We start from the raw sequence: 24,542 nt of genomic DNA on the forward strand, positions 1-24,542 counted from the left end.
GCCAAGGAGTGATGCCATGAGCGACCCGAACCTGCAGAACTTCATCGACCTGTCCGCCGCCCTCACTGGCCTGTCAGCAGAGCTGCTGGCGCCTTCGGTAGACCCGATCAACCTGCCGCCGGTGTTCTTCGCCACCGCCCAGCAAGGTATGGGCACCGCAGCGTTCAGCAACCTGCTGGAGCTGTACGTCAGTATCAAGAGCCAAACCCCAGCGCAAATCGCCAGCGCCGTACTTGGCAATTCGGACCCGCAGATCGCCCAAGGCGCCCGCTCGATCATGAAGCTGTGGCTGCTCGGCAGTTGGTACCAGCCGTATGACCAAGGCAGCAAGCACAAGGGTGACACCAGCGTGGTGTCTGACCAAGCCTACAAGCAAAGCTGGGCGTGGAAGATCGCCCAGTCTCACCCCATGGGCTACAGCCAGTACCACTTCGGCTACTGGGCCGAGCAGCCACCGACCCTCAAGCAATTCACCGGTGTCGACGCCAAGGAAGGGCAGCAGCCATGAGCAACGTACAAACCCAGAATATCGAAACTGCCGATGTGATCGTGGTGGGCGCAGGCATGGCCGGCAGCGTCATGGCCTATCAGTTGGGCCTGGCCGGCTTGAAAGTGCTGGTGCTCGAGTCGGGCCCGGCAATTCCGCCGAACCGCAGCGAGTATCTGGAGCGTTTCTACACCGCCGTGCTCAAGTCGCCCGAGTCGCCATACCCGCCGGAGCAGACCGAGCAGACCCCGGCCACCCAGTTCGCTCCGCGCGCGACTATCCAGGATTTGATCACCGCCGGCAGCACCGACCCGAACAAAGTGCAGAAAAGCTACCTGGTACAGAAGGGGCCGCAGCTGTTCGCCAGCACCTACGAACGGGTAGGCGGCGGCACCATGTGGCACTGGATGGGCACGGCCCTGCGCCTGTTGCCCAACGACTTTCGCATGCGCACTGCGTACAACGTCGGGGTCGACTGGCCGATCAGCTACGAAGACCTGCAGACCGCCTACTGCCGCGCCGAGGAGGAGATGGGCGTGTCCGCCGATGTCGCCTCGCAGACCTACCTGGGCGTGACCTTCCCGCAGGGGTATGAATACAGCATGCACGGCATCCCGCCTTCGCTGGTAGACCAGGGCTTGAGCAAAAACGTGACGGGCACGGTGTACCAGAGTCCGGAGAAGGCGCCCGACGGCAAGCCGTACCCAGGTGTCACCCTCAACGTCCGGCAGACCCCGGCAGGGCGCAACTCGCAGAGCGACAACGGCCGACGGGTGTGCGCTGGAAACACCAGCTGCACGCCGATCTGCCCGATCCAGGCCAAGTACGACGCCACCGTCACAATGGCCAAGGCACTGGATACCGGCAACGTGCGCATCCTCTACCAGACCGTGGCGAGCCAGGTGCAGGTCGATGCCCATGGGGTCACGGGTATCGATTTCATCCAGTACCAGAACAATGGCACGCGCCAGAACGGCACGGCCCAGGGCAAGCGCTACGTGATCGCCGCCCATGCTATCGAAACGCCAAAGCTGTTACTCAACTCCATCGGCCCCAACAGCCCTAAAGGGGTCGCCAACAGCAGCGGCCAGGTGGGCCAGGCGCTGGCTGACCACCCGGTGTACCTGGCCTGGGGCCTGATGCCCGAAGGCAAGCCGCTGTTCCCGTTCCGCGGGCCGTTGTCCACCTCGGGGATCGAGGACATGCGCGATGGCCCGTTCCGCAGCCAGCGCGCCGCCTGGCGTATCGAGATCGGCAACGAGGGTTGGAACTGGTCGGTAAACGACCCCTACGCCTCTGTCTGCGATTTCATCGACGGCACCAACAACGGCGGCGCTAACCCCAACAAGCTGGCGTTGTCCGGCCAGGCGCTGGTGCAGCAGCTCAACAGCGTGCTGACCCGCCAGTTCCGTCTGGGCTTCTTGATCGAGCAGGTGGAGAAAGACCCTGACCATGCGCTGTGCCGGGTGGAAAGGAGCACGGAGTTCACCGATGGTCTGGGCCTGCCCCGGCCGCAGATCACCTACGAACTGTCCGACTACACCAAGGAGGGCTTCAAGCAAGCGCGCCTGGCCGCCACGCATATCATCACCGAGCTGATGGGCGCCACCGAGCTGACCAACCTGAACCCTAAACTCGAGCCCGGCTCGCAAACGGTGTTCGAGTACGACGGCCATAACTACGCGTTCTTCGGCGCTGGCCACCTGATGGGCACCTACCGCATGGGCTCGGACCGCACCAAGTCGGTGGTGGACAAGGACCAGCGCAGTTGGGACCACCCCAACCTGTTCCTGGTCGGCGACGGCGTGTTCCCCACCACCGGCACCGCCAACCCGACCTTGACCATTACCGCGCTGACCTTCCAGGCCGCCGACGTGGTGGCCAGCGACCTGCTCAAGCGCACGGTGCAGGTGCAGGCCAACCAGGCATGGCAGGGCACGGGCATGCAGGTCAATGGGCAGAGCTGGCAGTTGGCGGTGTGTACAGGCGGGCAGTGGACGGCCAACCCGGCCACCGGCATGGTTGGCGCACAGGGCAACCCAGCGTTGATCGCCAAGCCGGGCTACACCCTGCCGGGGCAGAACGAAGGGGCGTTGATCGGGCGCATCGGCAGCAACGGCGTGCCGTTCCTGGTGGGTGATCAGGTGCAATTGCCGCGTGGCCAGCAGGGTGAGTTGCAGCTGTGCATCAATGACGACCTGGCTGGGCGCTATGGGGCTGGCCTGAGCGATAACCTGGGCAGCCTGTCGGTGGAGGTGCGTTTCGGGGCGGTGTAGAGGCTGTCATACCAAACCCCACAATGCTCTGACAAAGGCGCAGTATTGTGGGGTTGCTCTCTCAGCCCGGATGAACCTGGGGCTTGCAGCAATGTGCCGTCACCGCGAACAATTGCAACCCGTTCCAGTCACCGCCTTCGTATCGCTCGCAACCCCATCGGAGGCGTTTTTCCCTGTATGAACGAAAAAGCCCGCGAACCTGTACAGGTCGCGGGCTTTTTCATATATACATCACGCTGAAGCGCTACTAAGGTTCGCTCCAGACGGCTGCAGGACTAGAACTGGCTGTAAAGCCACCCTCTAGTACTCACGAACCGCTGCGAATATGGTGGGTCGTGTAGGATTCGAACCTACGACCAATTGGTTAAAAGCCAACTGCTCTACCAACTGAGCTAACGACCCGTTGGATGGCGCGTATAATACTGATTTCTAACGGGAAATCAACACTCCATCAAAACTTTTTTCAAAAATAACGGGTTGGGTCTTCTACTCCGGCAGCCTTGAAGCCGTCGGCGCGCAGGCGGCAGCTGTCGCACTTGCCACAGGCGCGGCCCTCATCGTCGGCCTGGTAGCAGGAGACTGTCAGGCTGTAATCCACACCACGGGCCATACCGGCCTGCACGATCTGCGCCTTGCTCATGTTCTGTAGTGGCGCCTGGATCCGGAAGCCCTGCCCCTCGACACCGGCCTTGGTCGCGAGGTTGGCCATGCGTTCGAACGCTTCGACGAACTCTGGGCGGCAATCAGGGTAGCCCGAGTAGTCCACGGCATTGACGCCGATAAAGATATCGCGCGCTTGCAGCACTTCTGCCCAGCCCAGGGCCAAGGACAGGAATACGGTATTGCGTGCCGGCACATAGGTCACTGGAATACCCTCGCCCGGGGTTTCCGGTACATCGATGCTGCTGTCGGTCAGCGCCGAACCACCGATGCCATCGAGGTTCAAGCCGATGACCTTGTGCTCAACGACGCCCAAGTCACGAGCGACCCGCGCAGCAGCGTTCAATTCAGCACGATGGCGCTGGCCATAGTCGAAGCTCATGGTGTAGCAGCTATAGCCTTCAGCCTTGGCCATGGCGACGACAGTGGCCGAGTCGAGGCCGCCGGACAGCAGGATTACTGCGCGTTTCTCAGTCATGTACTTTTGCTCCTAATCAACGTCCGGGCTCGTCGTTCCACAGCAGCTTGTGCAGCTGCAGCTGGAAGCGCACGGGCAGGTTGTCGGCAACGATCCAGTCGGCCAGATCACTGGCCTTCACCTGGTGATGGCTTGGCGAAAACAGCACCTCGCCGGCTCGCTCGGCAAGGTTGTACTGAATCAGCTTGGAAACCGCCCAGTCATAGTCCTCGCGTGAACAGATGACGAACTTGACCTGGTCATTGCGGGTCAGGTGCTCAATGTTCTCGTAGAGGTTGCGGTGGGACTCTTCAGAGCCCGGGGTCTTTAGGTCGACCACGCGGCTGACGCGAATATCGGTAGCCGAGATATCCAGGGCACCACTGGTCTCGAGCGAAACCTCATAGCCGGCATCGCACAGACGCTGCAACAGTGGCAAGGCATTCGGCTGGGCCAGCGGTTCGCCGCCAGTGACGCACACATAGCGCGGTTTGAAGCCGGCCACCTGTTCCATGATCGAATCGAGGCTACGCACAGTACCGCCACTGAAGGCGTAGGCACTGTCGCAATATTGACAGCGCAGGGGGCAACCGGTCAGGCGCACGAATACCGTGGGCAGCCCAGCCGTGCGTGTTTCACCCTGCAAAGAGTAAAAGACTTCGGTGATACGTAATGTGTCTTGCATGATCGCCACGGGCGTGACAGCTAAACAGGCTGTCCGCCTCCGTCAGGCACTGTCGCGGACTCGACATGGCGTTATCCGCAGCAGCGTGTTTAAGAAAAAGGGCAATGATTCTAACGAAAAAACCCGCGACTGGCGCGGGTTTCTTTTGAGCGGTGCTACTTAGAGCTTCTGCAGGTCACGCTGCGCCAGCTGTGCGGCGGAAGTGCCGGGGTACTGGGTGATGACTTGCTGCAGGATGCCTTTGACCTTGTCGGTATGGCCCATGCGACGCTCGACGTCGGCCAGCTTGTACAGGGAGTCCGGTACCTTGCTGTGCTTGGGGTACTTCTGGCTAACCTGGGCAAAGGCCTGGCTGGCACTTTGCAGGTCACCCTTGGCCAGGTTCACCTCACCCAGCCAATACTGGGCGTTACCTGCGTACTGGCTGTTCGGGTACTTGCGCAGGAAGGCGCCGAACGCCTGGCTGGCCTTATCGAAGTCCTTCTGCTTGATCAGGTCGAAAGCGGCATCGTAATAGAGCTTCTCTTTCGCCGGATCACCCGGCTCGCTGTTGGCGGCCGGTTGCTGTGCAGCAGCGCCAGCGGCGCCTGCTGCTGCACCGGCGGCGGCATCGGGTGCACCACCGGTGGAGGAATTATCGGGGGTCGCGGCAGGCGCGCCACCACTGTTGATGCGGCGGTCCAGATCCTGGTAACGCTCCAGGCTTTCCTGCTTCATGCGGGCGACATCGTTTTGCAGCTCTTCGATGATGCCTTGCTGGCGGGATATCTGGTCCTGCATCTGTTGCAGCTGCATGAACAGCTGGCCCTGTGCTGAGGCAGGGGTCGAAGCCCCTGCCCCGGCATAGGCGCCGCTCGTGCCATAACCCGAAGGTGGGTAAGCACCTGCGTTGTCATCTACTACAGGAACCGCAGCCCACGCCGAAAGCGGAAGGCTGAGTGCGAGGACGGTTACAGCACGACGGCACATACGCATAAGAACTTACTTACGCAGTTCTACGCGGCGGTTCTGAGCCCAGGACTGCTCGTCGTTGCCGGTGGCAACTGGACGCTCTTCGCCGTAGGAGACCAGTTCCAGCTGAGCAGGGGAAACACCCTGCAGAACCAGGTAGCGCTGAACGGCCTTGGCACGACGCTCGCCCAGAGCCATGTTGTACTCGCGAGTACCGCGCTCGTCGGTGTTGCCTTCCAGAACAACACGGTTGCCGTTGGACTTCAGGTCCTTGGCGTGAACGTCCAGAGCGCGCATGGCTTCTGGCTTCAGGTCCGAGCTGTCGTATTCGAAGTAGAAGGTGGTGATTGCGCGCAGGGCGGCTTCTTCGCTCAGGGAACCGTCAACAGCGCCAGTGTTGGCACCGTAGCCAGCGTTAGGGTCGACAGCGCCTTCGCCAGCGTTGTCACCGCCCTTCGAGGAGCAACCTACAGCTACAGCCATGGCCAGAGCCAGCGCAGCAAATTTACCAAACTTCAGCATTTCCATCGTGAAACTCCTAATGAAACCCCAGTGTGTTAAGCAAAACGTGTTACGCCGCAATCAGTTCAGGTAAGGGGACCAGGACGGTTCTCTGACTTCGCCTTGAGCGGTAGGAAGTGGGAGCCTCACGCGGCCATTAAGCGACACGAGCATCAAGACTCCCCGGCCCTGCTGGCGGGTGGCGTAGATTAGCATGGTGCCGTTTGGCGCAACAGTGGGAGACTCATCAAGACTTGTTTCCGAGAGAATCTTTACACTTCCTCTCTGCAAGTCTTGTGCCGCCACTTTGAAGTTGGTGAAGCCCTGCTGACGATGGATCATTACCAGCGTCTTTTCGTCCGCCGAAAGTTTCGGGTTGGCGTTGTAGTTACCCACGAACGTCACACGCTCGGCGCTACCACCACTGACCGACTGTTTGTAGATCTGCGGCTTGCCGCCACGGTCGGAGGTGAAGTACAGAGTGTTGCCATCCTTGCCCCAGAACGGCTCGGTATTGATACCCGGGCCGGCAGTGACACGGCTGATCTGGCGCGAAGCCACGTTCATCACGTAGATGTCCGGGTTACCGTCCTTGGACAGCACGAACGCCAGGCGCGAACCATCCGGCGACCAGGCCGGAGCACCATTGAGGCCTTCGAAGTTGGTGACCTGTTCGCGGCGGCCGGTGTCGATGTGCTGGATGAAAATGCGCGGACGCTTCTGCTCGAACGAGACATAGGCGATACGCTTGCCGTCCGGCGCGAAACGTGGCGACAGGATAGGCTCACGCGACTGCAGCAAGGTCACTGCACGCGCACCGTCGTAGTCCGAACGCTGCAGGGTGTAGCGGGTATTGTTGGTCGAGAAGCGCTCGGCGGTCACGTACAGCATGCGAGTGGAAAACGCACCCTTGATGCCGGTGAGCTTCTCGAACGACTGGTCGGCGATGTAGTGCGACATGTCGCGCAGTTGGTCGACGCTGCCGGCAACGCTGCCGGTCAGCACTTGCTGCTCGGTGGCGACGTTGAACAGCGCGTACTGCACCTGCAGGCGACCGCCCGACGGCACGATGCTGCCGACCATCACGTACTGGGCGCCCAAGGCTTTCCAGTCACGGAAGATCACTTCGCTGGCCTGGGTAGGCTGGCTGATCATGTTCTGCCGTGGGATGGGCGAGTAGTAACCGGAGTTGCGCAGGTCATTGCCGATGATATCGGCCATGTCTTCCGGTAGCACACTGCCACCCTGCAGACCGAACGGCACTACCGCGATGGGCGTGGCCCGATCGCTGCCGCTGGTGACCAGGATGTTCTTTTCCTCTGCCATGGCCATGCCTGCCACGCAGCACAGCATGACCAGCAGTCCTCGAAGGAGTTTAATCACAACGCTAGATCCTCAGGTGTAAATGTCATCTTGAACGAACGGTACGGATTGAACTCGTTCGGCTTCAAGCCCTGCATTTCGGTCAGACGACCGATGTTCTTCACTGCTGCCACCGCAGAACTGTCGAACGGACCGTCGCCACTGGAGCGCGACACGCTGACACTGGTGATGGTGCCATCGGGCAGCATGTTGATCTGCAGGACTACCGTCATGCCCTTGCGCGCTGAAGGTGGACGCGCCCAGCCTTCGGCCGCGCGCATGCGGATCAGGTCGTCGAAGTCGCCGGCCACCTGGTCACCCTGCTCGTCGGCCAGCGCCTGCTGCCGCTCGGTGGTATCGGACAACAGCTCGGCCAGGGCCTGGGCTTTCTTGTCTTCTGCCGCCTTGCGGGCCGCCTCCTGTGCCTTTTTCTTCTGGGCATCTGCAGCGGCCTTTTTCTTGGCCTCTTCAGCTGCCTTCTTCTTCGCGTCCTCGGCTGCCGCTTTCTTCTTGGCGTCCTCGGCCGCTTTCTTCTTGGCCTCCTCGGCTGCCTTCTTCTTGGCATCCTCGGCGGCTTGTTTCTTGGCCTCTTCGGCCGCCTGCTTCTTGGCCTCTTCCTCAGCCTTTTTCTTGGCGATGTCGGCCTGCTGCTTTTCAGCGGCTTTCTTCGCCTCGTCGGCCTTCTTGGCTTCAGCGGCTTTCTTGGCCTCGGCGGCCTTGGCAGCGTCTTCTGCCTTCTTCGCCTCGGCGGCTTCGCGAGCCTCCTCGGCCTTTTGAGCGGCATCGGCTTTCTTTTGTTCCGCAGCCTTTACGGCCTCCTGCTCGACCTTCTTCTGTTCCAGCTGCTCGACTTCGGTCTGACGCGACGCGGTTTTTTTCGCTTCCCCGGCAATCTTTTGATTGGTCTGGGTGGTCGCCTGACTCTTGGACTTGAGCTGATACAGCGTAGCCTGAACGATCGGCTTGGAAGGCGGCAATTCTGGCGTCATGGCAAAACTGACGAACAGCAATGCGAACACAAGCACATGCAGGCCGATGGCCCAGACGCTGGGCCAGAAGTAGCTTTCCGAGGCGGATGGCTCTCGCTGTTGCATCAGGGCGCCTCGGTAATCAGGCCAACGTTACCGACACCGGCCTTCTGCAACCCGCCCATGGCACCCATGACCGCGCCGTAGTCGACAGCCTTGTCGCCACGAATGAAGACCTGGGTCTGCTTGCCCTGGTCGCGACCGGCGGCAATGATCTTGGTCACTGCACCGGTCATTTCAGGCAAGGTCATGGCCTTGTCCATCTGCTTGTCGGTGTCGACTTCGCTGCCCAGGTTCCAGTAATAGGTCTTGTCAGCCTTGATGGAGATGGTGAGGATCTGGACATTGTTGTCCTGCGGCAAGGCTTCGCTGGAAACCTTGGGCAGGTCGACCTTCACGCCCTGATTGAGCATGGGAGCCGTCACCATGAAGATGACCAGCAGCACCAGCATCACGTCGATGTAGGGCACCACGTTCATCTCGGCGACCGGCTTGCGTTTGTGGCGAACTCGGGCCATGGGTTTGTACCTGATTACTCTTCGCTGGTGTGCACTTTGCGGTGCAGGATCGCCTGGAACTCGTCGGCGAAGGTGTAGTAACGACCGATCAGCACTTCGCTGCGTGCGGCGAAACGGTTGTAGGCGATAACCGCCGGGATTGCCGCGAACAGGCCGATTGCGGTGGCGATCAGCGCTTCGGCGATACCCGGAGCCACGGTGGCCAGGGTCGCCTGCTGGGCACTGGCCAAGCCGCGGAAGGAGTTCATGATGCCCCACACGGTACCGAACAGGCCGATGTACGGGCTGGTCGAACCAACGGTGGCGAGGAACGGCAGGCTCTGCTCGAGTTTTTCTTCCTCACGCGAGATGGCTACGCGCATGGCCCGGCCTACGCCTTCCATGACCGCGTCGGGGTCCACACCCGGCTGCTGGCGCAGACGCGAGAACTCCTTGAAGCCGGCCCGGAAGACCTGCTCCACGCCCGAATCCGGGTCCGGGTTGCTGCCTGCCTGACGGTACAGCTTGGACAGGTCGATACCCGACCAGAAGCGTTCCTCGAAGGCGTCCAGCGCACGACGACCGGCGCGCAGCATGGTGCTGCGCTGGAAGATCATGATCCATGAGGTGACCGAGGCGGCCACCAGGGTCAGCATTACCAGCTGTACCACCACGCTGGCATTGCTGACCAGACTCCACATGGAGGTATGGTCGACGACGTTAGCTTCCACGCTTATTCTCCTGCATTCGATTGAGTACCCGAGCCGTCCGCCACAAAGGCGTCGCGCAGCTTGGGGGGTATGGCTCGGGGTTTGAAAGTGTCGGCGCGCACGGCCGCCACCAGGAACTGCCCTTCGCAGAGCAGCGTTTCATCCTTTTCCCGCCAGACCTGCTGCACGAAACGCAGGCTGGCGCGATTGAGTTCAAGTACTTGCGCGGTCACCCGAAGTTCGTCGTCCAGGCGCGCCGGCGCGTGATAACGCGCTTCGCTTGAGTGGACCACGAACAACAGGTTCTCCCCGGCCAGTTGCTGCTGGGAAAACCCCAGGTGCCGCAGGCGCTCGGTCCGCGCGCGCTCCATGAATTTCAGGTAGTTGACGTAATACACCACGCCACCGGCATCGGTATCTTCGTAATAGACGCGACAACGGTGTGCGAAAGGTTCCAGGCCATTTTGCGCGCGCATACTCTAGTGCTTACTCCTCAGCTTGCCAATCCGCTGCGGCAACTGTTTTTTCTTCATTAATGTCGTATTGCCAGCGCACCTGAGGCATGCCAGCGGTAGGACCACGAAAAGCGGGTTTCGATCTGTCATTCATCGCCTGCTTCGGAAAAATCTGCCCCCTCACCCAGGCGCCCGGGAACATTCAGGCCAAAGTGCAGGTAGGCGTGCCGAGTGACCACACGACCACGGGGCGTACGCATGATATAGCCCTGCTGAATCAGGTAGGGTTCGAGCACATCCTCGATGGTATGACGCTCCTCGCTGATCGCTGCCGCCAGGTTATCCACGCCCACCGGGCCACCATCGAACTTCTCGATCATGGTCAGCAGCAGACGGCGGTCGGAATGGTCGAAACCACGCTCATCTACGTCCAGCAGGTTGAGCGCCAAATCGGCTACTGCCTTGGTGATCTGCCCTTTGCCGCGCACCTCGGCGTAGTCACGCACGCGGCGCAGCAAGCGGTTGGCAATACGCGGCGTGCCGCGGGCACGGCGGGCGATTTCGTAAGCCCCCTGGTCCTCGATGACCAGCCCCAGAATATTGGCCGACCGGCTGACGATGGTCGCCAGGTCCTTGTCGCTGTAGAACTCAAGTCGCTGGACGATACCGAAGCGGTCGCGCAGCGGGTTTGTGAGCATACCGGCGCGGGTTGTGGCCCCCACCAAGGTGAAGGGCGGCAAGTCGAGTTTGATCGAGCGGGCAGCCGGGCCTTCGCCGATCATGATATCGAGCTGGAAGTCCTCCATGGCCGGGTACAGCACCTCCTCGACAACCGGTGATAACCGGTGAATCTCGTCGATGAACAGGACGTCATGCGGTTCGAGGTTGGTCAGCATGGCTGCCAGGTCGCCCGGGCGCTCGAGAATCGGCCCCGAGGTACTTTTGACCGATACGCCCATTTCCTGGGCGATGATATTGGCCAGGGTGGTTTTACCCAACCCTGGCGGGCCGAAGATCAGCGTATGGTCGAGCGATTCGTTGCGACCGCGGGCAGCCTGGATGAACAGCGCCATCTGCTCGCGCACCACCGGCTGGCCGATGTATTCGTCCAGGCGCAGCGGGCGGATGGCACGGTCCTGGACTTCTTCGCGGTCGCGGCCACTGGCGGCAATCAGGCGGTCGGCTTCGATCACTTGGTAATCATCCCTTTGAGGCTGCGACGGATCAGCTCCTCACTGCTCAGGCCGGCCTTGTCCTTGATCGCGGACACTGCCTTGCTGGCTTCCTGCGGCTTGTAGCCCAGGGAAACCAGGGCACTGACGGCATCGGCCTCGGCTGTGGAGGCGCCGCTGACCGGTACCGGACCATCCGATACAAGCGTGAACATGGCCGGCGAGGTTTCCCAGGCCTTGAAGCGGTCCTTGAGCTCGACCAGCAGGCGTTCAGCGGTCTTCTTGCCGACGCCAGGCACACGCACCAGCGCCGATGTGTCCTGCGCCTGTACGCAACGCACCAGTTCGTCGGCCTCAAGGCCCGACATCAAGGCCAGCGCCAGCTTCGGGCCCACGCCATTGAGGCGGATGAGCTCGCGGAAAAGTTCGCGCTCTCGCTTCTCATGGAAGCCATACAGCAGGTGGGCATCTTCGCGCACCACCAGATGGGTATGCACGGTGACCGTTTCGCCAACTTTCGGCAGGCGGTACAGGGTGGTCATGGGCACTTCAAGCTCATAGCCCACGCCATTGACGTCGATAATCAGGTGCGGCGGTTGTTTTTCCGCCAGGGTACCGCGCAAACGTCCAATCACGTTTCGATCCTTCCTCTCGGGGAGCCGATCAAAGACCGCTCAACCCTATCAGCAAATACGTCGGGTGAACGTACCACCCGGACAAAATATGTATCAGCTCATGAAGCAGCTACAGACGCAAGCGACCACCGCGCCGCCGCGCCGTGGCCAGGCCGTGCGGCACCAGGCTGGAACGGGTATGGGCATGGCACAGGGCAATCGCCAAGGCATCAGAGGCGTCGATCTGTGGTTTCTGAGTCAGCTTGAGCAGGTGCATGACCATCAGCATCACCTGCTCCTTGTTAGCCCCACCGGTGCCGGCCACGGCCTGCTTGACCTGAGTCGCACTGTATTCGGCGATTTCCAGGCCGGCCTCGGCGGCGGCGACGATGGCCGCGCCGCGCGCTTGGCCGAGCTTGAGCGCCGAATCGGGGTTACGCGCCATGAACACGCGCTCGATGCCCATGGTCACAGGACCATGCTGGGCAATGATTTCACTGACACCGCGAAAAACGATTTGCAAGCGCTCGTGCAGCTCGCCGCTGCCGGTACGGATACAACCCGACGCCACGTACTCGCAACCACGGGCAGTCTGGCGCACAACGCCATAACCGGTGATGCGCGAGCCGGGGTCGATACCAAGAATCAGAGTCATAACGCCTGTCGTGTAGGGGGATGCTTGAAAGCCTGAGCTCAATTCAAGGCTATTGGGGCCGCTGCGCAGCCCATCGCCGGCAAGCCAGCTCCCACAGCTACAGCGCACCGTTGAGAGCTGCGCTGTAGTTCTGGGAGCTGGCTTGCCGGCGATGGGCCGCCCAGCGGCCCCAATTACAACCTTGCTGGCGACACCTTAGCCGAGTTTTTCCATGATCTCGTCGGAAATCTGTGCATTGGAGTAGACGTTCTGCACGTCATCCAGGTCTTCGAGCATGTCGATCAGCTTGAGCACTTTCTCCGCCCCCTCCTGATCCAGCTCGGCACTGGTGGTCGGCTGCATGACGATTTCCGCATCTGCGGCCTTGAAGCCGGCCTCCTCCAGGGCATTACGCACGGCATAGAAGCTGTTGAACGAGGTGAACACCTCGAACGAACCGTCTTCGTTGGCCACGACATCGTCGGCGTCGGCTTCCATGGCGGCTTCCATCAGGGCATCTTCGTCCACACCCGGGGCGAAGCTGATCTGCCCCTTGCGCTCGAACAGGTAGGCCACCGAGCCATCGGTACCGAGGTTGCCGCCACACTTGGTGAAGGCATGCCGCACGGCGGCCGCGGTACGGTTGCGGTTGTCGGTCATGGCCTCGACCATGATCGCCACCCCGCCCGGGCCGTAGCCCTCGTAGCTCAGCTCTTCAACGTTATCGCTTTCGTTGGTGCCGGCACCACGGGCCACGGCGCGATCGATGATATCGCGGCTCATGTTGGCACCCAGGGCCTTGTCCAGCGCCAGGCGCAAGCGCGGATTGGAGGCCGGATCGCCACCACCCTGCTTGGCAGCGACGGTCAGCTCACGGATCCACTTGGTGAAGATCTTGCCTCTCTTGGCATCCTGGCGCTCTTTGCGGTGCTTGATGTTCGCCCACTTGGAATGACCAGCCATAACGACTCCAAACTCTTGAAACACAAACAATTGCGCCCCGAGAGGGGCGCAACGACAAATTCCTGCGCCGAAACGCAAAGGCGCATCCATCTGGATGCGCCCGGGGCCCGCTTACTCGACCTTGGTCTGTTCGCGCAGGCGGATATGCAACTCGCGCAGGGCCTTGGCATCAACCAAGCCCGGAGCCTGAGTCATGACGCACGCGGCGCTCTGGGTTTTCGGGAAGGCAATCACTTCACGGATCGACTGGGCACCGGTCATCAGCATGACCAAGCGGTCCAGACCGAAGGCCAGGCCACCGTGAGGCGGTGCGCCGAACTTCAGGGCGTCGAGCAGGAAGCCGAACTTCTCTTCCTGTTCTGCCGCTTCGATACCCAGCAGGCGGAACACCGCCTGTTGCATCTCTTTGCGGTGGATACGGATCGAACCGCCACCCAGTTCGGTGCCGTTCAGCACCATGTCGTAGGCACGCGACAGCGCGGTGGCCGGGTTGGCCTCGAGCTCTTCGGGGGTGCACTTGGGCGCGGTGAACGGGTGGTGCAACGCAGTGAAGCTGCCGTCTTCGTTCTCTTCGAACATCGGGAAGTCAACGACCCACATCGGCGCCCACTCGCAGGTCAGCAGCTCGAAGTCGTGGCCCAGACGGATACGCAGCGCGCCCAGGGCCTCGCTGACGACTTTGAACTTGTCAGCACCGAAGAACACGATGTCGCCGTCTACCGCACCTACGCGATCGAGGATCACGTTGAGGTTGGCTTCAGGGATGTTCTTGACGATCGGCGACTGCAGGCCTTCAACGCCCTTGGCGCGCTCGTTGACCTTGATGTAAGCCAGGCCGCGGGCGCCGTAGATGCCGACGAACTTGGTGTACTCGTCGATCTTGCTGCGCGGCATGCTGGCGCCACCTGGCAGGCGCAGCGCGGTGACGCGGCACTTCGGATCGTTGGCGGGGCCTGCGAAGACCTTGAAGTCGACATCTTTGAGCTGGTCGGCAACGTCTACCAGTTCCAGCGGGTTACGCAGGTCTGGCTTGTCGGAACCGTAGCGGCGCATGGCTTCTTCGAAGGTCATGTGCGGGAATTCGCCGAACTCCAGGTCCAGGACTTCCTTGAACAGCTTGCGGATCATGCTTTCGGTCAGGCCCATGATCTCGGACTCATCGAGGAAGCTGGTCTCGATGTCGATCTGGGTGAACTCCGGCTGACGGTCAGCGCGCAGGTCTTCGTCACGGAAGCATTTGGCGATCTGGTAGTAACGGTCAAAGCCGGCGACCATCAGCAGCTGCTTGAACAGCTGAGGCGACTGCGGCAGCGCGAAGAAGCTACCGGCGTGGGTACGGCTGGGCACCAGGTAGTCGCGCGCGCCTTCTGGCGTGGCACGGGTGAGGATCGGCGTTTCGACGTCGAGGAAGCCGTTCTCGTCCAGGAAGCGACGGATGCTGCTGGTGATGCGCGAACGCAGGCGCAGCTTGTCGGCCATTTCCGGGCGACGCAGGTCGATGAAGCGGTAGCGCAGGCGGGTTTCCTCGCCGACGTCAGAGTACTCGTTCAGCGGGAACGGCGGGGTTTCCGCTTCGTTGAGCACGTTCAGCTGGTAACCGAGAATTTCGATGGCACCGGAAGCCATGTTGGCGTTCACCGCACCGTCAGGGCGCTTGCGCACCTTGCCGGTGATCTGCACCACGTATTCGCTGCGCACGCGGTCGGCCGCTGCGAAGGTTTCGGCGCGATCGGGATCGAAGACGACCTGGGCCATGCCCTCGCGGTCACGGATGTCGAGGAAGATCACCCCGCCGTGGTCGCGGCGACGATGGACCCAGCCGCAAAGGGTGACTTCCTGGCCGTCCAGGCTCTCGTTCAGTTGGCCGCAATAATGGCTGCGCATCATGATGGTGGTTTCGCTTCTCGTGATTCGTGTATTCGATGGAGGCCTTGGCCGCCCCAGGGGGCTAATACTGCAAGACCCGGCTACTGCAATTCAACTCAGTCGGCCTTGTCGCCGCCTGCCAGATTCTTTTTCGCCCCGGTCTTGAAGTCGGTTTCGTACCAGCCGCTACCGCTCAGGCGAAAGCCAGGGACCGACAACAGCTTCTTCAATGCCGGCGCCTGGCAGGCCGGACAGTCGGTCAGCGGCGCTGCGCTGATCTTCTGCAACGCTTCCATCCGGTGATCGCAGGATGCACATTGATAGTCATAAAGGGGCATGGGTGTCTCTCGTCAACCATTACGCTGGCTGCCCAAGGCAGCAAAAAGCGGGATTATATATGGTTAACAGGCACTGCGCAGCCCGCCTGGCGATCAGCGCACACTGGGCGGGTCCTGCAACCACGCAACGCAGATCACCCGGACCAGGCCGCTGAAGTTGCGCACTCCACCTTGGCGCAGGTGCACCTCACGATCCACGTAGGAAAGCACCGCACTGACGGAGCACTCATTGGCCTCGGCGATGCGCTCGAGGATGCGCCAATAGACTGCCTCCAGGCGCAAACAGGTGGAAAAACCGTTGAGCCGGACCGAGCGTGATACCGGCTGAACCTGCATCATGTCGAAATCCGCCTTGAACGGATCAATGCACTGCTTGCCCAGGCAGCGCCCTTTGCCTACTACACGCTTGCTCGCTTGCATCATGCGCCCACATCCTCGCCACAGGTATTTTTCCCTGCACCGCAAGACTGGCCAGGGCGCAGGATCCAGAGGCTCAATGAAGCGCGTACAGCCGGACGCAAAGCAGCGGCAAAGCCTTCCAGCACAAACGAAAAAGCCCGGTGAGCGTCACTCGACCGGGCTTGGCAGGCGGCTATTTATACAAGCGACCGATCATTTACCGTCAAGCAGCACCCGCAGCATCCAGGCAGTTTTTTCGTGCACCTGCATACGCTGGGTCAACAGGTCTGCAGTCGGTTCGTCACTGACCTTGTCCACTACCGGAAAAATACTGCGGGCGGTACGCACGACCGCCTCCTGACCCTGGACAAGCTGATGGATCATCTCGTCCGCTGCGGGCACCCCTTCCTCTTCCTTGATGGAAGAATGCCGCGCATAAAAAGCATAGGAACCCGGCGCGGGGAAGCCCAGGGCGCGAATCCGCTCGGCGATGGAATCGACTGCCAGCGCCAGTTCGTTGTATTGCTCTTCGAACATCAGGTGCAGGGTACGGAACGAAGGACCGGTGACGTTCCAGTGAAAGTTGTGGGTTTTCAGATACAGCACATAGGTATCCGACAACAGGCGGGACAGCCCTTCGACGATGGACTTGCGATCTTCTTCACTGATACCGATATCGATTGCCATGAAGTTCCCCTTTTCATATGGCTTGATGATGATCAAGCGGGCCCCACACACTGTATCAATACTTGGCGCCACGCGCCCATGACGCAGGGCAACTCATCGCCGACAGCCACCTGCGGTTTGAGAAGGCCCCGCGTTTGCTGTTAAATAGGCACCGTGCCACCCGTGCATGCTGTCATTGCCGGGTGCATAGGCTGGCCCAACATGTGTTCGCGCTCTACACCTCATGCGCACCGTGTCGCCAGCTCTTCCTGTGATCGGCCTTATCAATTGCGAGCCAACCCATGTTCAAGATCGTCCATCTGTTGACGGGCGCTGCAGCTTTGCTGCTATCGCTCATACCCAGCCTGAAATACGACGCAACACCCTTCCTGCAGCAACCGGAGGCGGTCTACCTGGCCCTGCTCGGCCTGCTCAACCTGCTGCTGGCACCTGTCGTGCCGCTGTATTACCGCGGCGCCCGCCAGCAATTGCAGCACCTGGCCTGCGCCTTGCTGGTGGTGGCCGTGGTCCTGCAAACCCTGACCTTGCTGGCCCGCCCCGAAATGGGCAACCTGGCGGCATTGGTCTGCGCAGGCCTCGCCGTCATTCTGCACCTGGCCGCAGGCTTGGCCCGCAGCCCCAGAAAAAACCGGCCAAGCCAGGGCGCGCCGCTGGAGACCGGCATGCGCGATACCGGCACCGTGAAGTGGTTCAACACCTCTAAAGGCTTTGGATTCATTTCCCGCGATTCGGGTGACGATATCTTCGTCCACTTTCGCGCCATTCGCGGCGAAGGCCATCGCATCCTGGTCGAAGGCCAGCGCGTGGAGTTTTCGGTAATGCACCGCGACAAGGGCCTGCAGGCCGAAGATGTGGTCGCGGTAACCCGCCGCTGACCCTTTGCAGCCCTGGGGCAAGCCCAGGGCTGGCACCAATCAGTAATGAGGTGGCGGCGCTTCCTCACCCTCACTGCCATACTGGCCGACCATTTCCTCGTAACGCTTGATCAACTCGGCCACCTGCAACTGCAGGCGCTGAATCACCCGCCCCTGCTCGACCACCACGTCGTTCAACTCTTGAATGGTATCGTCCTGAAACGCCTGACGGGTTTCCAGTTCGACAATGCGCGATTCCGGCGACATGTCAGGCCTCCTCATATGCATCATTGAGCAGGGCGCGCAGGCGCTGGCGAATGGCATCGACCTGCCCCGGCCCGTATTCGACAGGGGGCACCTTGCCCCAGACCGGCGCCGGCCAGGCGGCATCCCCATGGCGACGGACAATCACGTGCATGTGCAGCTGGCCGACCACATTACCCAGCGTGGCAACGTTCATTTTATCCGCCGCGAACTCGCCCTTGAGCGCTTCGGCCAGGCAGGTTGTTTCTTTCCACAGCTGCGCCTGATCGTCCTGGCTCAGGTCGAATAGTTCGCTCACGCCGGCACGCTTGGGCACCAGGATGAACCAAGGGTAATTGGCATCCTTGCTAAGCAGCAGACGGCACAGCGGAAAATCCCCAAGGATCAAAGAGTCCTGCTGCAAACGCGAATCCATCTCAAACACTGAAAACCTCCACCAACGAAAGGGCCCCGGCGTGCGGGTCAATGCCGCAAGGATACCCTGCTTCGTCTGCGCAAGCATGCTGCACGCCCTCTGGGTGCACTCTTATAGCTCAGTAATTGATCCAGGCTGCACAGGCGCGGTAACACATCGCTACTTTTCGCACCAAAATGAGGCCGCAAACGAGTACACCACTACGCTTCGACACACACAAATGACTCAACTTGAACAGTGGGCGGTAACACCTTGACTTGCAAGGCAGCTTTTTAGTTTGCAACCGGACTGCGGCCCGGCACACCGCCAGACGGGGGCCGGCCTGTATTTACGGGCACTTTCGAGCTGCGCCAGCGAAATTTGTGAAAATTTCATGAACCGTTGTTAATTTTGAGCACGCTTGTTGCATTCTCCCCACACCAAGTCGGCACGACATCTGCATAAAGCGATGGACGCAACAAATAACAACAGCCGCTTTGGATACACCAGGGAGTTTCCCTAACCGGAATCGATAGTTACAGAATCGTTACGGTGACAGGAACAGCGCTGGCGTTGTACGAACCGATTAATCGGAGCGTGATTTGCGACATGGAACTACCTGAAAGCGACATGGCCGTAAACTTCTCGAAACGTTGTATATGCCCATATCGCCAACAACAGTCTGCGTGCTATACATTTCCGCCGACATAACAAGAAAGAGCTGCCCCATATAACTAAAAGACTTGGGCGCAGCGGTACTCTTCCTAAAAACCAAAGGAGCAAATCACGATGCGCGTGATGAAGTGGAGCATGATCGCCCTGGCCGTTTCGGCAGGGACCTCGCAGCTGGCCTTTGCCTCTGCACAGGACGAATCCAAGGGTTTCATCGAAGACAGCCAGCTGAACGTCAAGACTCGCATGCTGTACTTCAGCCGTGACTTCCGCAACAACGCGCCTGGCAGCCAGAGCCGCGTGGAAGAAACCGGCCTTGGCTTCCTCGGCACCTTTGAATCGGGCTTCACCCAAGGCGCCGTAGGCTTCGGCGTCGATGCCATCGGCATGCTCGGCCTGAAACTGGACAGCGGCCGCGGCCGTGCCGGCACCGGCCTGTTCCCGGAAGGCTCCGACGGCCGCTCGCAGGATGACTACTCCGAAGGCGGCGGCGCTGTAAAAATGCGCTTCTCCAACACTGTGCTGAAGTACGGTAACCAGTTCACCGCGCTGCCGGTCTTCGCCACTGACGACAGCCGACTGCTGCCGGAAGTTGCCGAAGGTACCTTGATCACCAGCGACGAGATCGAAGGCCTGACCCTGCACGCCGGCCACTTCACCGGCATGAATGCCCAGGCCCAGACGTTCCGCGACAGCCTGCACCTGACCGAAGCCAACATCGTTGGCGGCACCTATGCCCTGACCGACAGCCTCAGCACCAGCCTGTACTACTCCAAGGTCGAAGACTACTGGCGCAAGTACTACGGCAACATCAACTGGGCAGTGCCGATTTCGGACAAGCAAGGCCTGGTGTTCGACTTCAACATCTATGACACCAAGGGCGACGGCGCCGAGCTGGTTACAGCTTACGATGGCGAATCCCTGGACAACACCGCATTCAGCCTGTCGGCAGCCTGGAACATCGGCGCCCACACCTTCACCATCGTGCACCAGCGCGTACACGGTGACGGTGACTACGCTTACGGCGTCGACGGCGGCGGCACCGTCTTCCTCGGCAACTCCGTGGCCCGTTCCGACTTCAACGCTGAAGACGAGAAGTCCTGGCAAGCCCGCTACGACCTGAACTTCGCTGAGTTCGGCGTACCCGGCCTGACCTTCATGACCCGTTATGTGCGCGGTACCGACGCCAATGTCGCCGGCACCACCAACGGCAAAGAATGGGAACGCGACATCGACATCAAGTACGTGATGCAGGAAGGCCCCGCCAAGGACCTCAGCTTCCGCGTCCGTCAGGCCACCTACCGCTCCTCCGACGGCGTCTACTACGGCTCCCCGTCGCTGGACGAACTGCGCCTGATCGTCGAGTACCCGCTGAGCATTCTGTAAGCCACGCTTATAGTGCCCCGCACCTGAAAAAGCCCGGCACGCTTGCCGGGCTTTTTCTTGGCTGACATTTGCCACGCCCTGGGGCATCCTGTACGCCTTCGTTTCGCCCCCGTACAATGCGGGGTCATTTCAATGTCTTAGGCAATCGACACGGCTAACCATGCGCACCAGTCAATATTTGCTCGCCACCCAGAAAGAAACCCCTGCCGACGCAGTGGTCATCAGCCATCAGCTCATGCTGCGTGCCGGCATGATCCGCAAGCTGGCTTCCGGCCTGTACACCTGGCTGCCGATGGGCTTGCGGGTAATGCGCAAGGTCGAAGCCGTGGTGCGCGAGGAAATGAACGCCGCCGGCGCCCTGGAAGTGCTGATGCCCAGCATCCAGCCCGCCGAGCTGTGGCAGGAGTCCGGCCGCTGGGAACAGTACGGCCCTGAGCTGCTGCGCCTGAAAGACCGCCATCAGCGCGACTTCTGCGTCGGTCCGACCCACGAAGAGGTCATCACCGACCTGGCCCGCAATGAGCTGTCCAGCTATAAACAGCTGCCGCTCAACATGTACCAGATCCAGACCAAGTTCCGTGATGAGATCCGCCCACGTTTCGGCCTGATGCGCGGCCGCGAATTCATCATGAAGGACGCCTATTCCTTCCATGCCGACCAGGCTTCCCTGCAGGAAACCTACGACCGCATGCACCAGGCGTACAGCAACATCTTCACCCGCCTGGGCCTGGACTTCCGCCCAGTGCAGGCCGATACCGGCTCCATCGGCGGCAGCTACTCGCATGAATTCCACGTGCTGGCCGAGTCTGGCGAAGACGACGTGATCTTCAGCGACAGCTCCGATTATGCCGCCAACATCGAGAAGGCCGAGGCCATCCCGCGCGAAACTGCGCGTCTGGCCCCTACCGAGGAGTTGCGCCTGGTGGATACGCCAGACGCCAAGACCATCGCCCAGCTGGTCGAGAACTACGGGCTGCCGATCGAAAAGACCGTCAAGACCCTGATTGTACGCGGCGCCGAGGAAGGCAAGCTGGTCGCCCTGATCGTCCGTGGCGACCACGAACTCAACGAGATCAAGGCCGCCAAGCTGGAACAGGTCGCCGACCCGCTGGTCATGGCCACCGATGCCGAGCTGCGCGAAGCCATTGGTGCCGGCGCCGGCTCCCTCGGCCCGCTGAACCTGCCACTGGAATGCATCATCGACCGCTCGGTTGCCCTGATGAGCGACTTCGGCATCGGTGCGAACATCGATGACAAGCACTACTTCGGCGTCAACTGGGAGCGCGACCTGCCGGTCCCACAGGTTGCCGACCTGCGTAACGTCGTAGAGGGTGACCCGAGCCCGGATGGCCAAGGCACTCTGGTGATCAAGCGCGGCATCGAAGTCGGCCACATCTTCCAGCTCGGCACCAAGTACAGCGAGGCACTCAAGTGCCAGGTACTGGGTGAGAACGGCAAGCCAGTGGTGCTGTCCATGGGTTGCTACGGCATCGGCGTATCCCGCGTGGTCGCCGCCGCCATCGAGCAGAGCTACGACGACAAAGGCATCATCTGGAATGACGCCCTGGCCCCGTTCCAGATCGCCCTGGTACCGCTGCGCTACGAAACCGACGTGGTTCGCGAGGCCACCGACAAGCTGTATGCCGAACTGACGGCCGCAGGCTTTGAAGTACTGCTGGACGACCGCGACAAGAAGACCAGCCCAGGCATCAAGTTCGCCGATATGGAGCTGATCGGTATTCCGCACCGCATCGTCGTCAGCGACCGCGGCCTGGCCGACGGCAACCTGGAATACAAGCACCGCACCGAACAGGATGCTCAAGCGCTGCCACTCAATGAAGTGCTGACCTTCCTGCAGGCCCGCGTTCGCCGCTGATAATCAATGCACGAGTGATCATGTCCAAGCGAAGTACCTTTACCCTGGGGGGCGCCGCACTGTGCGGCGCCCTGCTCCTCAGCGGCTGCGCCAACCAGATGTCCCAGCGCAGCGAGCACGAAGAGCGCGTCGAGCGCAAGCTGCTCGAACACACACTGCAGATTGATGTCGGCGAGCCCAAGGTGATGGAGCTTCCGCAGCGACGTATACGCGTCAATGAACAGAGGCGCTTCGAAGTCACCGAGTTCGAAGTTACCCGCCGTTATGACCGGTATACCCCTTACCAACCCTGGCGGGAGATCTACGAGATCCCGCTGGGCGCGGTGGCAGTGGTGGCCGGCGCAGGCGCCAACGTGGTCAACGTGTTTGCCTTGGGCAACCTGCCGGAGAGCATCACGCACGACTGGATCAGTTACGGCGTGGCCGGGCTCAACCCGTTCATGAACGTGCAGTCCAACGGTCGCGCCCAGCAGAACCTGGCAGGGATCAGTGAGGTGCAAAAGGACAAGCGCGAGGAGTTCACCAGCCTGCCCTGGAGCGAGCGCTTGGTCGAGGTCAAGGCCGGCAAGATGACCCACGCGCTGACCACCGACAGAAACGGCGTGCTACGCCTGAACCTGCTGGACAGCCCGTTCTCGGAACAGCACCTGAACCACGTCGGCACCCTGCACCTGCAAGTGGTCGATGAAGAAAACGCTGTGCGGGGCGACGCCAGCCTGCTGGTCAGCGCCACCCTGCGCAACAAGCTGCGTGAAGCCCATGAGTTGATTTTCGACGACCTGGAAGACGACGATGTCGGCCAGTGGGTACACCGGGTCAAGCGCCTGTCGGAGCTAGGCCTGGAAGAGGAAGCCAGCGAGATGGAGCAGAGTCTGATCGAGCTGACCCGCAACGATCCGGAGCTGCAACAGGAGTTTCTGCAGGCACTGACCAAGGCTACCGGCCGGTTGGTGGCTGACCCAGGCGCACATTAATGAAAGAGGGGCTGCAATGCAGCCCCTCTTTCATTTGTCCGCGAACAACTCCAATTGCTCGTGAGCCCCACGCAAGTCGCGCAACCTCACCCCTACCCCCAACAACCTAACCGGCTTGCCACCCCGGGCGAATGCTTGCCGTAGCAACTGTCGGTAGCTGTCCAGATCTCTCCCCGCCCCCGCCTGCTCCAGGGTAGTCTGGCTGAAGTCATGGAATTTGACCTTGACGAAAGGTTTGTCCGGCCGGTAGCTGCTGTCCATACGAGCGATCCGCTCATTCAGACTTTGCAGCAGTTCAGGCAAGCGCTCCAGACAACTGGCCAGATCCGGCAAATCCGTATCGTACGTGTTCTCCACGCTTACAGACTGCCTACGGCTATCGTTGTGCACAGCGCGATCATCGACACCCCGCGCCAACCCCCAGAGGCGTTCACCGAAACTGCCGAATTCACGCACCAGCGCCAGCCGCGACCAGTCACGCATGTCCAGGCAGGTGTCGATACCCAGCCGAGCAAGCTTGTCTGCAGTGACCTTCCCGACACCATGCAGCCTGGCAACAGGCAATGCGGCGACAAAGGCCTCCACCTGATCAGGCGTAATCACGAAAAGACCGTTGGGCTTGCGCCAGTCACTGGCGATCTTGGCCAGGAACTTGTTGGGCGCCACCCCGGCCGAGACAGTAATGTGCAGGGCGCGCGCAACACGCCTGCGAATATCTTCGGCGATGCGCGTGGCGCTGCCGGCAAACCATTGACTGTCGCTCACATCCAGATAGGCCTCATCCAGCGACAATGGCTCGATCAGTTCGGTGTAGTCGCGGAATATGCCGTGAATCTCGCGCGACGCTTCGCGGTAGGCCTCGAAACGCGGCTTGACGATCAGCAGGTCAGGGCAAAGCTTAAGTGCATGCCGGGAGGACATGGCCGAGCGCACCCCATAGGCACGCGCTTCATAATTGCAGGTGGCAATCACCCCTCGATGATCCGGCGAACCACCCACGGCCATAGGGCGACCGGCCAGGCGCGGGTCATCACGCATCTCGATCGCGGCGTAGAAACAATCGCAGTCGATGTGAATGATCTTGCGCAAAGACATGGATGACCGTCAGCACTGTAAATTCATACAGATAGTACCGCATGCTCTGTCAGCGAGACAGCCAGCGCAGGAGACCTCTCGACAATTGGCCTGAAAGCCGCAGCGCTCCTGAGCTGCATGCCTAATTGAAGGGCTAAGGGTTTGAACGAAAACGGTTTTTTTGAACTAAATGCTTGACAGGGGACGTTAAATCCGTAGAATTCGATCTCACAGGCGCGGGATGGAGCAGCCTGGTAGCTCGTCGGGCTCATAACCCGAAGGTCGTCGGTTCAAATCCGGCTCCCG

26 protein-coding genes, 1 tRNA gene and 1 pseudogene are annotated in these 24,542 nt (G+C 60.9%); 7 read left to right on the top strand and 21 right to left on the bottom strand.

Features of this window, described 5'->3' with window-relative positions; genetic code table 11:
- Positions 1-16 precede the first annotated feature (16 nt).
- Together ACW4TB_RS26370 and ACW4TB_RS26375 are read left to right on the top strand one after the other, a co-directional pair.
- Positions 17-508: a sorbitol dehydrogenase gene (locus tag ACW4TB_RS26370; protein ID WP_254466309.1), complete on the top strand. Its 492-nt coding sequence runs from the start codon at positions 17-19 to the stop codon at positions 506-508.
- Positions 505-2,763 (top strand): GMC oxidoreductase, encoded by a 2,259-nt coding sequence (locus ACW4TB_RS26375; protein ID WP_254466310.1) that lies wholly within the window; start codon positions 505-507, stop codon positions 2,761-2,763. The genes ACW4TB_RS26370 and ACW4TB_RS26375 overlap by 4 nt, the downstream gene beginning before the upstream one ends.
- Before the next feature lie 326 nt (positions 2,764-3,089).
- On the opposite strand, the gene ACW4TB_RS26380 is transcribed toward ACW4TB_RS26375, so the two are convergent.
- The 18 genes from ACW4TB_RS26380 to ACW4TB_RS26465 all read right to left on the bottom strand — a co-directional run bounded on the left by ACW4TB_RS26380 (position 3,090) and on the right by ACW4TB_RS26465 (position 16,742).
- A tRNA-Lys gene (locus ACW4TB_RS26380) sits at positions 3,090-3,165 on the bottom strand.
- 61 nt (positions 3,166-3,226) lie between these two features.
- Positions 3,227-3,901 carry a 7-cyano-7-deazaguanine synthase QueC gene (gene queC / locus ACW4TB_RS26385; RefSeq protein ID WP_012315811.1) on the bottom strand — a complete coding sequence of 225 codons (675 nt, stop codon included), beginning with the start codon at positions 3,899-3,901 and terminating at the stop codon, positions 3,227-3,229.
- Positions 3,902-3,917: 16 nt separating this feature from the next.
- On the bottom strand, positions 3,918-4,565 hold the full coding sequence (gene queE, locus ACW4TB_RS26390) for a 7-carboxy-7-deazaguanine synthase QueE (protein ID WP_012315812.1): 648 nt from the start codon (positions 4,563-4,565) through the stop codon (positions 3,918-3,920).
- Positions 4,566-4,724: 159 nt separating this feature from the next.
- Positions 4,725-5,540, bottom strand: coding sequence for a tol-pal system protein YbgF (gene ybgF / locus ACW4TB_RS26395; RefSeq protein ID WP_012315813.1), 816 nt, complete (start codon positions 5,538-5,540; stop codon positions 4,725-4,727).
- A gap of 6 nt (positions 5,541-5,546) precedes the next feature.
- Positions 5,547-6,044, bottom strand: a complete 498-nt coding sequence (pal, locus tag ACW4TB_RS26400; protein ID WP_008090230.1) for a peptidoglycan-associated lipoprotein Pal — start codon at positions 6,042-6,044, stop codon at positions 5,547-5,549.
- Between the two features lie 54 nt (positions 6,045-6,098).
- Complete coding sequence (gene tolB / locus ACW4TB_RS26405) at positions 6,099-7,400, bottom strand: Tol-Pal system beta propeller repeat protein TolB (protein ID WP_080516491.1); 1,302 nt, start codon at positions 7,398-7,400, stop codon at positions 6,099-6,101.
- Positions 7,397-8,473, bottom strand: a complete 1,077-nt coding sequence (tolA, locus tag ACW4TB_RS26410; protein ID WP_012315815.1) for a cell envelope integrity protein TolA — start codon at positions 8,471-8,473, stop codon at positions 7,397-7,399. Before tolA ends, tolB begins: the two co-directional genes overlap by 4 nt.
- The gene (tolR, locus tag ACW4TB_RS26415) at positions 8,473-8,925 is read right to left on the bottom strand and encodes a protein TolR (protein ID WP_039603824.1); all 453 of its coding nucleotides are present in this window, start codon (positions 8,923-8,925) and stop codon (positions 8,473-8,475) included. The genes tolA and tolR overlap by 1 nt, the downstream gene beginning before the upstream one ends.
- A 14-nt stretch (positions 8,926-8,939) precedes the next feature.
- A complete protein-coding gene (tolQ, locus tag ACW4TB_RS26420; protein WP_156868220.1) occupies positions 8,940-9,605 on the bottom strand; it encodes a protein TolQ in 666 nt (221 codons plus the stop codon).
- A 32-nt stretch (positions 9,606-9,637) separates the two neighbouring features.
- On the bottom strand, positions 9,638-10,090 hold the full coding sequence (ybgC, locus tag ACW4TB_RS26425) for a tol-pal system-associated acyl-CoA thioesterase (RefSeq protein ID WP_012315817.1): 453 nt from the start codon (positions 10,088-10,090) through the stop codon (positions 9,638-9,640).
- 125 nt (positions 10,091-10,215) lie between these two features.
- Positions 10,216-11,262: a Holliday junction branch migration DNA helicase RuvB gene (gene ruvB, locus ACW4TB_RS26430; RefSeq protein WP_012315818.1), complete on the bottom strand. Its 1,047-nt coding sequence runs from the start codon at positions 11,260-11,262 to the stop codon at positions 10,216-10,218.
- The gene (gene ruvA / locus ACW4TB_RS26435; RefSeq protein WP_012315819.1) at positions 11,259-11,876 is read right to left on the bottom strand and encodes a Holliday junction branch migration protein RuvA; all 618 of its coding nucleotides are present in this window, start codon (positions 11,874-11,876) and stop codon (positions 11,259-11,261) included. The genes ruvB and ruvA overlap by 4 nt, the downstream gene beginning before the upstream one ends.
- Positions 11,877-11,985: 109 nt before the next feature.
- Positions 11,986-12,510, bottom strand: a complete 525-nt coding sequence (ruvC, locus tag ACW4TB_RS26440; protein ID WP_012315820.1) for a crossover junction endodeoxyribonuclease RuvC — start codon at positions 12,508-12,510, stop codon at positions 11,986-11,988.
- A gap of 195 nt (positions 12,511-12,705) precedes the next feature.
- Positions 12,706-13,452 carry a YebC/PmpR family DNA-binding transcriptional regulator gene (locus ACW4TB_RS26445; protein WP_012315821.1) on the bottom strand — a complete coding sequence of 249 codons (747 nt, stop codon included), beginning with the start codon at positions 13,450-13,452 and terminating at the stop codon, positions 12,706-12,708.
- Positions 13,453-13,563: 111 nt separating this feature from the next.
- Positions 13,564-15,336, bottom strand: a complete 1,773-nt coding sequence (gene aspS, locus ACW4TB_RS26450) for an aspartate--tRNA ligase (protein WP_455843116.1) — start codon at positions 15,334-15,336, stop codon at positions 13,564-13,566.
- Between the two features lie 98 nt (positions 15,337-15,434).
- Positions 15,435-15,656 (bottom strand): FmdB family zinc ribbon protein, encoded by a 222-nt coding sequence (locus ACW4TB_RS26455; RefSeq protein ID WP_046787975.1) that lies wholly within the window; start codon positions 15,654-15,656, stop codon positions 15,435-15,437.
- Positions 15,657-15,749: 93 nt separating this feature from the next.
- Complete coding sequence (locus ACW4TB_RS26460) at positions 15,750-16,079, bottom strand: ribbon-helix-helix domain-containing protein (protein ID WP_012315824.1); 330 nt, start codon at positions 16,077-16,079, stop codon at positions 15,750-15,752.
- A gap of 189 nt (positions 16,080-16,268) precedes the next feature.
- Entirely contained in the window at positions 16,269-16,742 is a 474-nt protein-coding gene (locus ACW4TB_RS26465; RefSeq protein WP_012315825.1) for a Dps family protein, read from the bottom strand.
- Between the two features lie 281 nt (positions 16,743-17,023).
- Here ACW4TB_RS26465 and ACW4TB_RS26470 point away from each other — a divergent pair.
- Both ACW4TB_RS26470 and ACW4TB_RS26475 read left to right on the top strand, forming a co-directional pair.
- Positions 17,024-17,329, top strand: a pseudogene (locus ACW4TB_RS26470) (cold shock domain-containing protein membrane protein); the annotation flags it as partial.
- Between the two features lie 75 nt (positions 17,330-17,404).
- Positions 17,405-17,617, top strand: a complete 213-nt coding sequence (locus ACW4TB_RS26475) for a cold shock domain-containing protein (RefSeq protein ID WP_196998250.1) — start codon at positions 17,405-17,407, stop codon at positions 17,615-17,617.
- A 39-nt stretch (positions 17,618-17,656) separates the two neighbouring features.
- Here ACW4TB_RS26475 and ACW4TB_RS26480 read toward each other — a convergent pair whose 3' ends face one another.
- Together ACW4TB_RS26480 and ACW4TB_RS26485 are read right to left on the bottom strand one after the other, a co-directional pair.
- Positions 17,657-17,863 (bottom strand): SlyX family protein, encoded by a 207-nt coding sequence (locus ACW4TB_RS26480; protein ID WP_012315827.1) that lies wholly within the window; start codon positions 17,861-17,863, stop codon positions 17,657-17,659.
- A gap of 1 nt (position 17,864) precedes the next feature.
- The gene (locus ACW4TB_RS26485; protein ID WP_217433481.1) at positions 17,865-18,275 is read right to left on the bottom strand and encodes an HIT family protein; all 411 of its coding nucleotides are present in this window, start codon (positions 18,273-18,275) and stop codon (positions 17,865-17,867) included.
- Between the two features lie 768 nt (positions 18,276-19,043).
- Here ACW4TB_RS26485 and ACW4TB_RS26490 point away from each other — a divergent pair.
- The 3 genes from ACW4TB_RS26490 (at position 19,044) to ACW4TB_RS26500 (ending at position 23,162) form a co-directional block, all read left to right on the top strand.
- Positions 19,044-20,312, top strand: a complete 1,269-nt coding sequence (locus tag ACW4TB_RS26490) for an OprD family porin (protein ID WP_012315829.1) — start codon at positions 19,044-19,046, stop codon at positions 20,310-20,312.
- A 160-nt stretch (positions 20,313-20,472) separates the two neighbouring features.
- Positions 20,473-22,188, top strand: coding sequence for a proline--tRNA ligase (locus ACW4TB_RS26495; RefSeq protein WP_012315830.1), 1,716 nt, complete (start codon positions 20,473-20,475; stop codon positions 22,186-22,188).
- A 20-nt stretch (positions 22,189-22,208) separates the two neighbouring features.
- On the top strand, positions 22,209-23,162 hold the full coding sequence (locus tag ACW4TB_RS26500; protein ID WP_279930967.1) for a hypothetical protein: 954 nt from the start codon (positions 22,209-22,211) through the stop codon (positions 23,160-23,162).
- Between the two features lie 30 nt (positions 23,163-23,192).
- On the opposite strand, the gene dinB is transcribed toward ACW4TB_RS26500, so the two are convergent.
- Positions 23,193-24,251, bottom strand: coding sequence for a DNA polymerase IV (gene dinB, locus ACW4TB_RS26505; protein WP_279931031.1), 1,059 nt, complete (start codon positions 24,249-24,251; stop codon positions 23,193-23,195).
- Between the last annotated feature and the right edge of the window lie 291 nt (positions 24,252-24,542).

The organism is Lelliottia jeotgali (assembly GCF_977070485.1).